Genomic DNA, 14,710 nt, shown 5'->3' on the forward strand with positions numbered 1-14,710 from the left:
CTCCGGCAGGCGAATAAACCGGCGTAGATTAATGCATCCCGGTGGGGGCGGCTATTTATGTGTCGAAAGGCACTTGCTCTGCCTGTCCCGGCATCGGTATCGTCGCGCCCCTCGTACAGGCAGCCAGCCGGTTGCATGCGCCCAATTACCGTTCTGGAGCATCCTCATGTCCGTCGATCTTGCACATATCCGCCAAGTCATGGCCGAAGCGGACTGCCTTCACGCTGAAGCCGAAGTCGAGGCCGCCATTGACGCAGTCGCTAGTCGGATCAATGCTGACCTGGCCGAGCGTAATCCCGTTGTGTTTTGTGTAATGAACGGCGGCCTGATCTTTTCCGGCAAACTACTGCCCAGACTGAACTTTCCGTTGGAGCTGTCCTATCTGCATGCCACGCGTTATCGCAATGAAACCAGTGGTGGCGAGCTGTTCTGGAAGGCCAAGCCGGAAATCTCCTTTATCGATCGCGACGTACTGATCATCGACGACATTCTCGATGAGGGGCATACCCTCGGCGCCATCATCGACTTCTGCCGTCATGCCGGCGCTGCCGCCGTGCATACCGCTGTACTGGTGGACAAGGAACACCAGCGCAAGGCTCGCCCGGATCTGAAGGCCGACTACGTTGGCCTGAACTGTGCGGATCGCTATGTGTTCGGTTACGGCATGGACTACAAGGGCTATTGGCGTAATGCACCGGGTATCTTTGCGGTGAAAGGGCTGTAAGCCGACCTCCTACACTGTAGGTGCGGACCTGTCCGCGAGCTTTTCCGTGCAGGTGCTAACGCTTCGCGGTAGGAGTGGGCCATGCCCGCGAACAATGCCACACAGTGGCGTGGGATCCCTTCACGGGCATGGCCCGTTCCCACGAAGGCTGGCGCCTGTCTTCCTCGCTCGGCCTTTGTTTCCTTTCGTCTCAAGTTTCGCACCTCGGTAACGCTCCGGGGCGCGTGCCTCTCCTGCCAAAGTATTGCCTGGCAGACACTTCCTGCTGTCGCAGCCCCCGAAGGGCGCCGATAAAGACACGATTCCCCGATTTTCATCATGTGGGGGCTGCAAAGGCTCTATTTCGGCGCTTGCGTAGCCGCTGTTGGCGGCTAATCTCTTCGATAGCCTGGCGGCGAGTGCGACGGCGCTGTTGTGTCGAACACCCTCGAAGCCCTTTGCTGGTGGGGTTATTAGCACTAAAGGATTACATGGCAAATCAAACCTTAGTGCGCTTAACCGGTTGTCGCCGTCTGGTTAGGGTGGAGCGTACTTTGAACCAACCAGGAGCGCCTCATGACAAAAACAACAAGGCAAGGATTTTTCCAGCCCAAGACATTGGCCCTTGCCGTCGCGCTGGGCACTGCTGCACCGGCTTATGCCATCAATTTCAATATCGGGGAGCTTGAGGGGCAGTTCGACTCGTCCATGTCTGTTGGTGCCAGCTGGTCCATGGCTGATCGTGATATGGACCTGGTCGGTGAAGCTAACGGTGGTACTGGCTATACCCAGACCGGCGATGATGGTCGGCTGAACTTCAAGAAGGGAGAGACCTTCTCCAAGATTTTCAAGGGTGTGCATGACCTTGAGCTGCGCTATCGCGATAGCGGCGCCTTTGTTCGTGGCAAGTACTGGTACGACTTCGAACTGAAGGACGAGAGCCGTCTGTTCAAGGACATCAGCGACGAGGGCCGCAAGCAGGCGGCAAAAGCCTCCGGTGCCGAGATCCTCGACGCCTTCCTCTACCACAACTATTCCATCAGCGACCTGCCGGGTACCGTGCGGGTCGGCAAACAGGTGGTGAGCTGGGGTGAGAGCACCTTTATCGGCAACTCCATCAACTCGATCAACCCGGTCGATGCGTCCGCGTTCCGCCGCCCTGGTGCGGAAATCAAGGAAGGCCTGATCCCGGTCAATATGGTGTATCTGTCCCAAAGTCTGACCGATCGGCTGAGTATGGAAACCTTCTACCAGCTGAGCTGGAAGCAAACCATCGTCGATAACTGCGGCACGTTCTTTTCGACGGCTGATGTGGCAGCCAATGGTTGTAATGACAATTACCATATCCTCAATAGCGAATTGCTCGGCCTGCTAGGCGGGGTGGACGCGCTGAATGAATCGCAGTTGGCTGCCGCTCTGGCGCCTCTAGGTACTTCTGACGTCGGCCTGAGCTATAGCCCAGAAGGGATGATGGTTCGTCGCGGTAAGGACAATACCGCTCGCGACGATGGACAGTGGGGCTTGGCCTTGCGCTGGCAGGGTGACAATACTGAGTATGGCGCCTATTTTATGAATTACCACAGCCGCACGCCTTTCCTTAGCGTGCAGAATGCGGATGCAGAAGCGCTGGCTGGGATTGGGCCTGCTATGCAGAGCATCTATAACGCAATAGGTGCAAGCATGCATCCGGGGGGCGCGTTGGGCTGGTTTCAGTCTCAAGGTTACTGGGGAGCGGGGGGCTTCGGTGCCCCCGGCAACGTTGGCTACAATGAGGAGTTGGGGGCGCAAGCCCAAACCTTGGCGGGTGCTGCCGTGGCGGTCGGTAACGGTCAGTATTTCATGGATTACCCTGAGGATATCCGCCTTTATGGTCTGAGCTTCTCAACTGTACTGCCCACTGGTACTGCCTGGCAGGGCGAACTCAGCTACCGCCCGAACGCACCGGTTCAGATCAATACACAGCAAATGACCTTGGCTCTGGCCAATGCGATCACCGCTCCAGGTGCCATTCAGCGCGGTTATGACCGCAAGGAAATCACTCAGATCCAGACCACCTTCACCCACTTCTTTGATCAAGTCCTCGGCGCTTCGCGCCTGACTTTGGTGGGCGAGGTTGGTTTTGCCCATGTCGGCGGTCTAGAGAGCAAGAGCAAGAACCGCTATGGTCGGGATCCGATCTATGGCATTACGGGAAGCGCCGTCGACCCGAATGAAACCTCAATGGCTCGCTATGGCGATCATGGCTTCACCACTGCCAACTCCTGGGGTTACCGCCTGCGCGCACTGGCTGACTACAACAGTGTATTCGCCGGTGTAAACCTGACACCCAATATCACCTTCTCCCACGACGTCGATGGCTACGGCCCCAACGGCCTGTTCAACGAAGGTGCCAAGGCTGTCAGCGTTGGTCTGGATGCCGTCTACCAGAACACCTACACCGCCAGCCTGTCCTACACCGATTTCTTCGGGGGCGATTACAACACGCTGGTTGACCGTGACTTCCTCGCCTTCAGCGTGGGCGTGAACTTCTAAGAGCCTTTGCTATCCCTGCCGGTGTGCCAATGAAGGCGCATCGGCGGATGCAGGTATAAGCAAGGCTGCGGCCAAACAAGATCTAGAGGAACTGCAAATTTATGAAAACAACAAGAAAACTGTTCAGCGCCCTGGCCCTCTCGCTGCTGGCAAGCAGCGTGATGGCTGCCGTTTCACCGGAAGAAGTGGCCAAGCTAGGGACATCGCTTACGCCGCTGGGCGCCGAGATGGCGGGTAACGCCGATGGCACCATCCCTGCCTGGAACGGTGGTCTGGCTACTGATGCCGCACCGCTCAAGAATGGCCACCTGACCAACCCGTTCAAGGATGAGCAACCAAAGTTCGTTATCACTGCGCAAAACGCCGAGCAGTACAAGGACAAGCTCACCGCAGGTCAGATGGCGATGTTCCAGCGTTATCCGGATACCTACAAGATTCGCGTATTCCCGACTCATCGCACCACTGCGGTGCCGGATGCGATTTACGAGGCAGCCAAGAAGAGCGCGGCTAATACCGAGCTGGTCGAGGGCGGTAACGGGGTGAGCAATTTCACCGACAGCCGCTACTACGCGTTCCCGATTCCGAAGGACGGCCTGGAAGTGATGTGGAACCACATCACCCGCTACCGCGGCGGAAACGTGCGCCGCAATATCACCCAGGCTACGCCGCAAACAAACGGCAGCTACACCATGGTGCATTTCGAGGACGAGGTGGCTTTCCCGTCGGAAATGACAGACCTGGATCCCGAGCGGGCCAAGAATGCGCTGCTGTTCTTCAAGCAGCGCGTAACTGCACCCTCGCGTCTGGCCGGTAACGTGCTGCTGGTACACGACTCGCTGGATCAGGTGAAGGAGCCGCGTCAGGCGTGGATCTACAACGCCGGCCAGCGCCGTGTCCGCCGTGCCCCGCAGGTTGCCTATGACGGTCCGGGTACCGCGTCCGATGGTATGCGTACCACTGACAACTTCGACATGTTCAGCGGCGCGCCGGATCGCTACGACTGGAAGCTGATCGGCAAAAAGGAGATGTACATTCCCTATAATAGCTATGAGATCGCTTCCAGCGATATCAAGTACAGCGACATCATCAAGGCGGGTCACGTCAACCAGGACCTGGCACGTTATGAGCTGCACCGCGTTTGGGAAGTCGAGGCAACGCTCAAGAACGGCGAGCGCAATATATACGCCAAGCGTCGCTTCTTCATTGATGAAGACAGCTGGACCATCGTGCAGTCGGAACTCTATGACGGTCGCGGCCAACTGTGGCGTGTAGGCGAGGCCCATATGCTGCAGTACTACCAGCACAAGGCTCAGGCGTACGCACTCGAAGCGCTGTATGACATCATTTCGGGTCGCTACATCGCCATCGGCATGGCCAACGAAGAGAAGCCTTGGGCCTACGGCCATCGTGCTTCGGCGCGGGACTTCACACCCGCCGCATTGCGTAACGCCGGGGTGCGTTGATCGAAAACACTCTGAAGTGAAGGAAGGCGGCCAAATGGCCGCCTTTTTTATTTGGTGCAACAAGAATAATGGTTTTTTGCCATTATTCAGGATGAATAAGCTCACTGGCATTCAGCAAGTCGACAAAAGGTCCGGAATCGTGCAGCGTTATGGGCCGGAAAGCGCAACGCCAGGGCCTCAAGATTCCATGCGGCTGCGTTTTCACTGCATTCTCATGGATTGATAGAACAAGAGAGCCTCCCATGTCCGCCAGCTTCAATATCGGTGCGCTCAGCACGGAAGCCGCTGCGCAGGTACAGGTCGCGACGATTCCACGCCTGCCGCCAGCGTATATCCCCAGACTGCGTCTGGTGGAAGCCCTGCTGGAGGCCCGTTGCCGGTTGCGGCTGATTTGCGCACCTGCGGGGTTTGGCAAAAGCGTGCTGCTTAGCGAGTGTGCCCGGCGAGTGCCTGCCGATACGCATCTGGTCTGGCTGGATCTAGGGGGGCGCGCATTTTCTGCAGAAGCCTTGTATGCGCAGCTCAGTCGCTGTCTGGGCGCTTCACCGATGGCGACGGATGATCCCTGCCAGGATCTGATCCGCTTACTGAGCGAATACCGGCAGCCCTTGTGGATCTTCCTTGACGACTATCCTCGACAAGCAGCGCCGGAATTCGATGCCTGTCTCGACATGCTCCTTGAGCAAGGTCCCGAATCCGTCAGTTGGTGGGTCAGTAGTAGGCGGCAGCCTGCCTGGAAGCTGCCTCGGTTGTTGCTGCAGGGTGACCTTTTCGAATTGCAGGGTGAGGTACTGGCGTTGACCTCGGCTGAGCTTCGGCAGCTACTCAAGGCGCATCGGCTGGATCTTACCGAAGATACGTTCAAGCAATTGCTGGCCGGGAGCGAAGGCTGGCTGGCTGGCGTCAGTCTGCTTTTATTCAATGCCGATGAGCAGGCCGTACGCGAGCGCCTGCTAGCCGGCACGCCGTTGCTCAGAGACTACATCCAGCGCGAGGTGCTGGACGGGCAGAGCGAGGAGATCTGTCAGGCACTTTATGCCCTGGCGCGGCTGCCGCGCTTTTCGCCACAGCTCTGCGAGCATGTGCTCGATGGGGTCGGTAGCAACATTCTCGACGTGCTGAAGACCTTCCAGTTGTTTATCCGCCAGATCGACAACTGTGGGGAATGGTTTCGTCTATGGCGCCCAGTGGCTTTGATGCTGCAACGCATGCCAGAGGCGCTGTCGCCTACTCAGACCCATCTGCGAGCCTGCCAATGGTTTGCCAATCGTGGCGAGATGCGCGATGCGGTGGAGCATGCGCTGTGGGCGGGGCAGCCTGAAGTGGCGGCCAGCTATCTGCAGCGCTATGGCCAGGAGCAACTACTTATTGGCGACAACGTTTCGCACTTCATGAAGTGGCGCAGCGAGCTGCCGCAAGATCTGTTCGCCAGTACCACCCGCTTGATCGTGCTGCAGGGTTGGGCCTTGATCGTTTCGGCCCGGCTCGATGAGGTGGATGAGTGCCTGACCGATCTGGCGAAGTTCTTCCCACAGCCCGATGCGCGCAGGCAAGCCCAGCTGCTGGCCCAGTGGCAGGCATTACGTGGCTTTCTGGCGCGCTTGCGTGGTGAGCCGGTAGCCCGGGATTACTGTCTGCAGGCCTTGGAGGTATTGTCGGATCATGCTTGGGCGCAGCGTGTCCTGTGCTACCAGGCGTTGTGCCAGCAGGCAATGGCCGAAGGCCAGCTGGAGCTGGCGCAGCAGTACAACAGCGAAGGAATGAAGCTGGCACGGCGCAAGGGCAGCGTGCTTTACGAGATGATGCTCAGCGTGGACCGTATCCAGTTGCTGGAGATGACCGGAGAATTCGAGCGGGCCGTGGGTGTGCTCGATGAGTCGCTTATGGTGTTGCGCGACAGTGTCGGACATAGCCCGATCATTGGTCGCCTAAAGCTGCTGCAAGGGCATCTGCTGGCTTATCAGGGGCTGGACGAACCGGCGCGGGAAGCCTTTCAGCAAGGCCGGATCGAGACTGAAACCTGCGGCGACTCCTATACCTTTTTTGGCTACGTGGGGTTGGCCGAGCTGGCCGCGCGCAATCAGGAGTTTCCCAGCGCCTATCACTGGCTGCGCGAGGCCGAGCGCCTGACCCAGTGGAGACACGTGCCGGAAGCCCGTTTCCGCGGGATTTTGCTGCTGATCACGGGGCTCACTTGGCTGCATCAGGGGCAGTTGAGAAAGGCCCGTAGCGTGCTCCACCAGGTGCTGGAACTCTACGAAGGGCACGCTTATCTCGCGCCTTCAGGCTTTTACGAACTGCTGCCGCGGGTGCAGCGTTATCTCGCGATCATCGACATGCTGGCTGGTCGTTGTGCACCGGCCATCGAGGCCTTGCGCAAACTGATCGAGCAGAACTTGCGAATGCAGCGGCTGGGCCTCGCCTGTGAATGTCGCTTCACGCTCGCCGAAGCGCTACAGCTCGATGGGCAGCATGATGAGGCGGAGCTGGAATTGCGCAAGGCTCTGGGGGAGGCAGTGAAGCAACAGCTGGTCAAGCCCCTCTACGAGCTTCAGCACCGCCAGCCCCTTTGGCTCGCTCGGATCTTGCCGGCTGGCAAAGGAGAGCGCCTGCGGGACCGGTTGCTACAGTTCGAGCGTGAGCCGGATGATCTTCTGGCGGTCGGCGATGAGGTGATGCTGAGTAACCGCGAACTCGCCGTGTTGCGGCTGATCGCCCAGGGTTGCTCGAATCAGGAAATTGCCGAGCAGCTGTTCATTTCTCTGCATACGGTCAAGACCCATGCGCGGCGCATCAACACCAAGCTGGGGGTCGCGCGCCGCACCCAGGCGGTAGCGCGGGCCAAGGCGCTGGGCTGGCTCTAAAACGCGAGACTCGGCTCAGACGGCGATGGAGTCGCGTGGCAGTTCCCGGCCCCGCTCAATGGCAAGGCAGTAGTGCAGGCTGGTGATCAGTTGCTCCAACTGCTGCTGGTCGCGCCACTGGCTGGCGCTGATAAAGCGTTTGACCGCCACTCCGGCTGCATCAGTAAGCGTCAGCAGGATAGTGCCGTCGGGTTTCTCGATGCAGAAATTGACGTTGTAGTCCGGCTGGAATACGTCACTGATTCGTTTAAAGGGATTTTCCATTTGAAGTGCCCCATTGAAAATTGCCTTCAATGGACCTGAGTGGCCGAGGCTAGTTTCGCCCTTCGAAAAGAGCACGCTGCGGCAAAGGGAAGCAGGTTCGCGCCGGGTGTTGCAGCCATACGGCCTCTCAGTTGCTCGCATCATCTGGCTTGGGCAGCTCAGCCAGCGCTTCGGGATTGTTCCTGAAGGCTTTGGCGAACAGCTCTCGGTGCCGTGCCATGTAGATGCCGAGATCTTCGGCCTGCTGCTCGTTCAGTGACGGCGCCGCTTGTTGCAGAACGGCCGCCAATGTTTCGGCGAGCTCGAGCATCTTGTCGTGACGATCGGCTTCGGCTTTATCCATGAATAAACGCTCCAGATCGCGGCTACTGCGGTACACCACTTCAACGGCCATCCACTACCTCGGGTCTATGTTGATACTGGGTTTTTATACAGCATAAGGCGCTTGGCAGGAGATTGAAAGCGCCTCGCTCGCATGGCAAAGCGTAGAGCGCTTCCAGCATCAGTTGGCGAAGTGTCCCTGCAGGCGTTCGGCGCGGAATTCCAGACTGCTGGCGCGGTATCCCGCTCGCAGTGTGGGCAATGGCACACACGACTGCCAGCGCTCCCCAGGCTGGAGGTCACCAGGCCCGCTGTATTGCGGCGCATCGTAATTGGAGGCAACCAGATTCAGCGACGAACCGGGAGAGCGGGCTGCAACGTTCCAGCGCAGGCTGCGTAAAGGCTCGGGGCTGTGGTTATCGAGGGTGACTTGTAATGGCCGGGCAGCAGGGCAGGCATCGGGTGCGTAAACCAGATTCAGCTCAAGTTGGCCCAACAGCCGAGCTTCGTGCTGTTCCTGCCAGATGACCCATAGGGCGACCAGGCCCAGACCCAGCAGTGCGCCCAGGGAAATCGGCAGCGCGCGCAGAGGATAGCGGATCAGCAGGATCAGCCAGGTAACGATAAGCAGTGCGCCGACTACCATGCCGGGCGGCCTGAATGTGGCGAGCCTTTCCAGTCAAGCATTGGGGGCCTCGTTGTTCGTGGAGTCAGAGACATCCTACCGTCGGCACCATCCAGTTGCGACCTGCTGGCCTCAGTCGTCGCCTTCGGCGGGCCTGGCGTGGGCGGCCAGACGTTCGAGTGCCGCTTTTAACCTAGGGTCCCTGATGCCGCGTGCGGTTTCATGGATATTGTCTGCCGCCTGGACAGACAACTCCGGCGCCGGACCCGGTCTGTGCCTGGGGGCTTCCGGTGGCTGCACCCTGAACAGGATTCGATTCAGTCCGGCGAACGCCTCCATGGCCTGGAGCTGGCGTTGCAGGCGGCGTTCCTGATAGCGCAGGCGGGTTGCCCAGTGCCCGTCTGTGACGATCAGCAACAGCGTGCCTTCGCGCCAGGAGGCGACGCGGCAGTATTCGCGCGCAGCGGGCTGCAACTGGCTTTCAAGCAGACGCTGTAAGCGATCGAGCCGTTTGGCTTCGCTGAACAGAGCTTTCAACGGCTTTGCTTCGCGCAGCAGCGCGGCGGGCGCTCGGGCTGGCGGGGGGCGCAGCGACATGGTGGTGACCCGAAGGACTGTGACAGGTCGCAAGCTTAGCAGAAGCCCGGTGGCGGGCTGGTAATACGGGTTGACTGGCGAGGTGGTTGCTTTGCAGTATGTCGGGCTTTCGCCACCTTTTATTCAGGTGTTTGCGAGTAGAATGCCCACTTTGCATAGCCGTGGTGGCCCCGCGGTCGTGTCTCCATCCCCAGCATGGAAGTTTTTGTCGATATGTTTGCGCCTTTAATGAAGAAGCTCTTTGGCAGCAAGAACGAGCGTGAGGTCAAGCGCATGCTCAAGACGGTACAGGCCGTCAATGCGCTTGAAGAGCAGATGCTGTCGCTGTCCGATGAGCAGCTGCGGAACAAGACCGAAGAGTTCAGGGCCCGCCTTGGCCAGGGCGAGAGCCTCGACCGCCTCCTGCCGGAAGCTTTCGCCGTCTGCCGCGAAGCCGGCAAGCGGGTCATGGGCATGCGACATTTTGACGTGCAGCTGATCGGCGGCATGACGCTGCACGAAGGCAGGATTGCCGAGATGCGCACCGGTGAGGGCAAGACCCTGGTAGCGACCCTGGCGGTCTATCTCAACGCGCTGGAAGGCAAGGGTGTGCACGTGGTCACGGTGAACGACTACCTGGCACGTCGTGACGCCAACTGGATGCGGCCGCTGTACGAGTTCCTCGGGATGTCGGTCGGCATCGTTACGCCGTTCCAGCCACCGGAAGAAAAGCGTGCCGCCTACGCTGCGGACATCACCTACGGCACCAACAACGAGTTCGGCTTCGACTATCTACGCGACAATATGGCGTTCAGTCTCGCGGACAAGCATCAGCGCGATCTCAACTTTGCGGTGATCGACGAGGTGGACTCGATCCTCATCGATGAGGCGCGGACCCCGCTGATCATTTCCGGGCAGGCCGAAGACAGCTCCAAGCTGTATCAGCAGATCAACAAGCTGATCCCTTCCCTCAAGCAGCACATCGAGGAGGAAGAGGGTGTCGTCACTCAGGAAGGCCACTTCAGCATTGACGAGAAGACCCGTCAGGTCGAGCTGAATGAGGCAGGCCACCAGTTCGTAGAGGAGATGCTGACCCAGGCCGGGCTGCTGGCCGAGGGTGAAACCCTGTACTCGGCCCATAACCTTGGGCTGCTGACCCACGTTTATGCCAGCCTGCGCGCGCACAAGCTGTTCCATCGCAACGTCGAATACATCGTGCAGAACGACCAGGTGCTACTGATCGACGAGCACACTGGTCGCACCATGCCCGGGCGTCGTTTGTCCGAAGGCCTGCACCAGGCCATCGAGGCCAAGGAAGGGCTGCCAATCCAGCCGGAAAGCCAGACGCTTGCCTCGACTACCTTCCAGAACTATTTCCGTCTGTACAAGAAGCTCGCGGGCATGACCGGCACCGCCGACACCGAAGCCTTCGAGTTCATGCAGATCTACAACCTGCCGGTGATGGTCATCCCGACCAACAAGCCGCTGGCGCGCAAGGACTACAACGACCTGGTCTACCTGACCCAGGAAGAGAAGTACGCGGCGATCATCGCTGACATCAAGGATTGCCAGAACAATGGCCGTCCGGTCCTGGTGGGCACGGCGACCATCGAAAGCTCCGAATACGTGTCGCGCCTGCTGCAGAAAGAAGGCATCGAACACAAGGTGCTCAACGCCAAGTACCACGACAAGGAAGCCGAGATCATCGCTCAGGCCGGTCGTCCGGGGGCCGTCACCATCGCCACCAACATGGCCGGTCGTGGTACCGACATCCTGCTGGGCGGCAACTGGGAAGTTGAAGTCGCCGCGCTGGAAAACCCGACCGAGGACCAGATCGCGCAGCTGAAGGCCGAATGGCAAAAACGCCACCAGGCCGTACTTGAAGCAGGTGGTCTGCATGTGATCGCTTCCGAGCGTCACGAGTCGCGGCGTATCGACAACCAGTTGCGTGGCCGGGCAGGCCGTCAGGGCGACGCCGGTTCCAGCCGCTTCTATCTGTCGCTAGAAGACAGCCTCATGCGTATCTTCGCCTCTGATCGGGTGAAGAATTTCATGAAGGCGCTGGGTATGGAGAAGGGCGAAGCCATCGAGCATCGCATGGTCACCAACGCCATTGAAAAAGCCCAGCGTAAGGTCGAAGGCCGTAACTTCGACATGCGCAAGCAGCTGCTTGAATATGATGACGTGGCCAACGAGCAGCGCAAGGTCATCTACCACATGCGCAATAGCCTGCTGGCCGCCGAGGAAATTGGCGAGACCGTTGCCGAGTTCCGCCGTGAGGCGCTCGACAACGCCATCAGCCAGCACATTCCGCCGCAGTCACTGCCCGAGCAGTGGGATATCGCCGGCCTTGAAGAAGTGCTTTACAGCGATTTCGGTGTCCGTCTTCCGGTTCAGCAGTGGCTCGATGAGGACGACAAGTTCTACGAGGAAGCCCTGCGTGAGCGCATCCTGCAGACCTTGATCGAGGCCTACAACGAGAAGGAAGAAATGGCCGGCGCCGAAGCGTTGCGTTCCTTCGAGAAGCAGATCGTCTTGCGTGTGCTGGATGATCTTTGGAAAGACCACCTGTCGACCATGGATCACCTGCGCCACGGTATTCACCTGCGCGGCTATGCGCAGAAGAACCCCAAACAGGAATACAAGCGCGAATCCTTTGCCCTGTTCAAGGACCTGCTCGAGTCCATCAAACGCGACTCGATCCGCGTGCTTTCCCATGTCCAGGTGCGCCGTGAAGATCCGGCCGAGGAAGAGGCCCGCCTGCGCCGTGAAGCCGAGCAGCTGGCGCAGCGCATGCGATTCCAGCATGAAGAGGTGTCTGCGCTGGACGAGCCGGAAGAAGCCAACGAGCAGGCGGCTGCAGCGGCGCCGGTGATGACGCCGGTACGCACCGAGCCCAAGGTCGGTCGCAACGAACCATGTCCTTGCGGTTCGGGGAAGAAATACAAGCACTGTCACGGTCAGATTCAATAAGGCTATTGACCCTTGCTGACTCCCTCGCCGCGACCGGCTCTGCCGCTCGCGGCGTTTTTATCCCTGTTTTCGTAGCGGCCAAAGGGCCGCCAAATTTAAAGGAGCGTATCCATGGCTGTCGGTCTTGGTCCTTTACCTGTCTTGCATCCGGTGCCTGGCTTTGAACTTGGTATCGCCTCGGCTGGCATCAAGCGGCCCGGTCGCAAGGATGTAGTGGTGATGCGTTGCGCCGAAGGCTCGCGTGTTGCCGGCGTCACCACTACCAACGCCTTCTGTGCGGCACCGGTGCTGATCACCCGTGAGCGTATGCAGGGCGAGGTACGTTACCTGCTGACCAACACCGGCAACGCCAATGCAGGCACCGGCGCCGAAGGCATGGCCAATGCTCGCCGCACCTGTGCGGCCTTGGCTGCGCTGACCGGCGTCGACGAGACTGCAGTGCTGCCGTTTTCCACTGGCGTGATCGGCGAACCGCTGCCGGTGGAGAAGATCGAGTCTGCATTGCAGGCCGCGCTCGAGAATCTGTCTGAGCAAAACTGGGCCGACGCGGCTGCGGGGATCATGACCACTGACACCCTGCCCAAGGGCGCCAGCCGGCAGTTCCAGCATGACGGCGTAACGGTCACCGTCACCGGTATTTCCAAGGGCGCGGGAATGATCCGCCCGAACATGGCGACCATGCTCGGCTATATCGCCACTGACGCCAAAGTGGCGCGTGGCGTGTTGCAGGACCTGGTGCGCGATGCGGCCAACAAGTCGTTCAACCGCATCACCATTGACGGCGATACCTCGACCAACGACTGCTGCATGCTGATCGCCACCGGCCAGGCGAATCTGCCAGAGATTACCGAAGCCAGCGGCGAGCTGTTTGCCAAGCTCAAGCAGGCGGTGTTCGAAGTGTTCATGGAAGTCGCCCAGGCCATTGTGCGCGATGGTGAGGGTGCGACCAAATTTGTCACCGTCGTGGTCAATGGCGGGATGACTCATCAGGAATGTCTGGACGTGGGCTACGCCGTTGCCCATTCGCCGCTGATCAAGACCGCGCTGTTCGCCTCCGATCCCAACTGGGGGAGGATCCTGGCCGCCGTCGGTTATGCCGGCGTGCCGAATCTGGATGTCAGCCTGATCGATGTCTTCCTTGGTGAAGTCTGCATTGCCAGTCGGGGCGGGCGTTCGCCCAGCTACACCGAAGAGCAGGGCGCGGCGGTGATGGCGCGCGAGGAAATCACGATTCGCATCGAACTGGGCCGTGGCAACTGTAGCGAGACGATCTGGACCACCGATCTGTCGCACGAATACGTGAAGATCAACGCCGAGTATCGGACCTGAGTGTGAAGCGAATCCATGTCGCCGCCGCGGTCATCCGTGCAGCGGATGACCGTATCCTGATTGCGAAGCGACCACTGGACAAGCATCAGGGAGGGCTGTGGGAGTTTCCGGGAGGTAAGGTCGAGCCTGATGAGACAGTCGAGGCGGCGCTCGGCCGTGAATTGGCTGAAGAACTGGGCATCGTGGTGACGGCGGCGCGGCCGCTGATTCAGGTGCGTCACGACTACCCGGACAAGCAGGTGCTGCTGGATGTTTGGCAGGTAACTGCCTTTGACGGCATGCCCCACGGCGCTGAGGGCCAGCCGATGGCCTGGGTGGAGCCTGCGCGTTTGCCGGAGTACAGCTTTCCGGCAGCCAACAGGCCCATCGTTGCTGCAGCACGTTTGCCGGATCGCTACCTGATAACGCCGGACGGCCTCTCGCCTGAGCAGCTACTGAGCGGGATAGCGCGAGGAGTGGATGCCGGTTTCCGGCTGATCCAGTTGCGCGCGCCGTCCTTGTCGCCAGCCGATTACCTAGTATTGGCGGCTGAGGCGATGGCTCTTTGCGAGGGCCGTGCGCAGTTGATGCTCAAGGGGCCTTTGAAGTGGGCTGCCGAGTTTCCGGCTGCCGGTTGGCATCTGACGGCGCAGCAGTTGCGACAGCATGCACTGCAAGGCAGGCCGGTTCCGGTCGCGCAATGGTTGGCGGCGTCCTGCCACGATGCACATGAGCTGGACCTGGCTGCGACGATGGGGGTAGATTTCGTCACGTTGTCGCCAGTGCTGCGTACCGCGACGCACCCGGAAGCTCAGGCTCTTGGATGGGCACGTTCCGCTGAGTGGCTGTCCGGCTTCAACCAGCCGGCGTATCTCCTGGGAGGCCTTGGCGCCGGCGACATGGCGCAGGCGTTGCGGGTAGGTGCGCAGGGTATCGCAGGCATTCGGGCGTTCTGGCCCGACTGAAGCTCTGATTACGGTTCATTGCACAGGCAGTGCACGAATTGCCAGTCGATGCAGTGGTCGTAGTCGATGCGGTGGCGATAAAGGGATATCATGCGATAGCGAAAATGCATCGCGGT

11 protein-coding genes are annotated in these 14,710 nt (G+C 59.7%); 7 read left to right on the forward strand and 4 right to left on the reverse strand.

Going from position 1 to position 14,710, the window contains the following annotated elements:
- The first annotated feature begins 166 nt into the window (after positions 1–166).
- From BN1079_RS00105 to BN1079_RS00125, 4 genes are all read left to right on the forward strand, one after another.
- The gene (locus tag BN1079_RS00105) at positions 167–724 is read left to right on the forward strand and encodes a hypoxanthine-guanine phosphoribosyltransferase (RefSeq protein ID WP_037021468.1); all 558 of its coding nucleotides are present in this window, start codon (positions 167–169) and stop codon (positions 722–724) included.
- A gap of 555 nt (positions 725–1,279) precedes the next feature.
- Positions 1,280–3,235 carry a DUF1302 domain-containing protein gene (locus tag BN1079_RS00110; protein ID WP_037021469.1) on the forward strand — a complete coding sequence of 652 codons (1,956 nt, stop codon included), beginning with the start codon at positions 1,280–1,282 and terminating at the stop codon, positions 3,233–3,235.
- Positions 3,236–3,336: 101 nt separating this feature from the next.
- Complete coding sequence (locus BN1079_RS00115; protein WP_037021470.1) at positions 3,337–4,698, forward strand: DUF1329 domain-containing protein; 1,362 nt, start codon at positions 3,337–3,339, stop codon at positions 4,696–4,698.
- A gap of 242 nt (positions 4,699–4,940) precedes the next feature.
- Positions 4,941–7,562: a LuxR C-terminal-related transcriptional regulator gene (locus BN1079_RS00125; RefSeq protein WP_037021472.1), complete on the forward strand. Its 2,622-nt coding sequence runs from the start codon at positions 4,941–4,943 to the stop codon at positions 7,560–7,562.
- Positions 7,563–7,577: 15 nt separating this feature from the next.
- Here the strand turns inward: BN1079_RS00125 and BN1079_RS00130 are convergent, their stop codons facing one another.
- The 4 genes from BN1079_RS00130 to BN1079_RS00145 form a co-directional block, all read right to left on the reverse strand.
- Positions 7,578–7,826: a DUF3509 domain-containing protein gene (locus BN1079_RS00130; RefSeq protein ID WP_037021473.1), complete on the reverse strand. Its 249-nt coding sequence runs from the start codon at positions 7,824–7,826 to the stop codon at positions 7,578–7,580.
- Positions 7,827–7,953: 127 nt separating this feature from the next.
- The gene (locus tag BN1079_RS00135) at positions 7,954–8,220 is read right to left on the reverse strand and encodes a YebG family protein (RefSeq protein ID WP_037021474.1); all 267 of its coding nucleotides are present in this window, start codon (positions 8,218–8,220) and stop codon (positions 7,954–7,956) included.
- A 108-nt stretch (positions 8,221–8,328) separates the two neighbouring features.
- A complete protein-coding gene (locus BN1079_RS00140) occupies positions 8,329–8,793 on the reverse strand; it encodes a hypothetical protein (RefSeq protein WP_037021475.1) in 465 nt (154 codons plus the stop codon).
- 111 nt (positions 8,794–8,904) lie between these two features.
- Complete coding sequence (locus tag BN1079_RS00145; protein WP_037021476.1) at positions 8,905–9,369, reverse strand: DUF721 domain-containing protein; 465 nt, start codon at positions 9,367–9,369, stop codon at positions 8,905–8,907.
- A gap of 213 nt (positions 9,370–9,582) precedes the next feature.
- Here BN1079_RS00145 and secA point away from each other — a divergent pair, with 213 nt between their 5' ends.
- From secA to BN1079_RS00160, 3 genes are all read left to right on the forward strand, one after another.
- A complete protein-coding gene (secA, locus tag BN1079_RS00150; RefSeq protein WP_037021477.1) occupies positions 9,583–12,321 on the forward strand; it encodes a preprotein translocase subunit SecA in 2,739 nt (912 codons plus the stop codon).
- Between the two features lie 111 nt (positions 12,322–12,432).
- The gene (gene argJ, locus BN1079_RS00155; protein ID WP_037021478.1) at positions 12,433–13,650 is read left to right on the forward strand and encodes a bifunctional glutamate N-acetyltransferase/amino-acid acetyltransferase ArgJ; all 1,218 of its coding nucleotides are present in this window, start codon (positions 12,433–12,435) and stop codon (positions 13,648–13,650) included.
- 2 nt (positions 13,651–13,652) lie between these two features.
- Positions 13,653–14,594, forward strand: coding sequence for a Nudix family hydrolase (locus BN1079_RS00160; RefSeq protein WP_037021479.1), 942 nt, complete (start codon positions 13,653–13,655; stop codon positions 14,592–14,594).
- Positions 14,595–14,710: the final 116 nt, after the last annotated feature.

This window comes from Pseudomonas saudiphocaensis (genome assembly GCF_000756775.1).
Classification (GTDB): Bacteria; Pseudomonadota; Gammaproteobacteria; order Pseudomonadales; family Pseudomonadaceae; genus Stutzerimonas; species Stutzerimonas saudiphocaensis.